Genomic DNA, 597 nt, shown 5'->3' on the forward strand with positions numbered 1-597 from the left:
CGCCTGCAGCGCAGCAATACGCGCCATCAACGCTTCAACAGTCGGTTCGCCGGGTCGATTCATCAGATTCTTGAATCGAAAGCATGCCGCCGCGTCAACCGCTCAATTCGAGAGCCCTCAACCCGCAACCTGATATTGCCGCACCGGATGGCGGACCATCGCATCGATGTCGATGCCGTCGAGGATCCAGTGCAATTGCTCGGTCGTAAGCGTGACCACCGCTGCCTCCCGGCGCGGCCACCGGAACTTGTCCTCGGTCAGCCGCTTCAGGACCAGCACAAAGCCCGACCGATCGAAGAACAGGAGCTTCATCCGGTCGCGACGGCGATTGCAGAACGCAAAAACCGCCGGAGCAAACGGATCGAGCGCCATCGTCTCTTGGACCAGAACCGCAAGGCTGTTGATGCCGGCCCGAAAGTCGATCGGCTCGCGGTGCAGGTAGACTTTCAGGTCAGCGCCCAGTCTGAACATGACCCAGTGCTCCGATGGTCGCCGTCAACGCATCCACATCACCGCATTCCAGCGTCAACGTCACGCCGTTCGGCAGCGACGCGCTCACCTTGGCTGGAGAGGAAAAAGGCGCTGTCCTTTTCGATG

At 60.6% G+C, this 597-nt stretch carries 1 protein-coding gene and 1 pseudogene; both read right to left on the reverse strand.

Going from position 1 to position 597, the window contains the following annotated elements; all coding sequences use genetic code 11:
* Nucleotides 1–117 precede the first annotated feature (117 nt).
* The gene (gene tnpB / locus NKH05_RS33015; protein ID WP_014761846.1) at nucleotides 118–471 is read right to left on the reverse strand and encodes an IS66 family insertion sequence element accessory protein TnpB; all 354 of its coding nucleotides are present in this window, start codon (nucleotides 469–471) and stop codon (nucleotides 118–120) included.
* Nucleotides 452–597, reverse strand: a pseudogene (locus tag NKH05_RS33020) (IS66-like element accessory protein TnpA); the annotation flags it as partial. The pseudogene NKH05_RS33020 and the gene tnpB, both read right to left, overlap by 20 nt.

It is taken from the genome of Mesorhizobium sp. M1399 (assembly GCF_040317735.1).
Classification (GTDB): domain Bacteria; phylum Pseudomonadota; class Alphaproteobacteria; order Rhizobiales; family Rhizobiaceae; genus Mesorhizobium.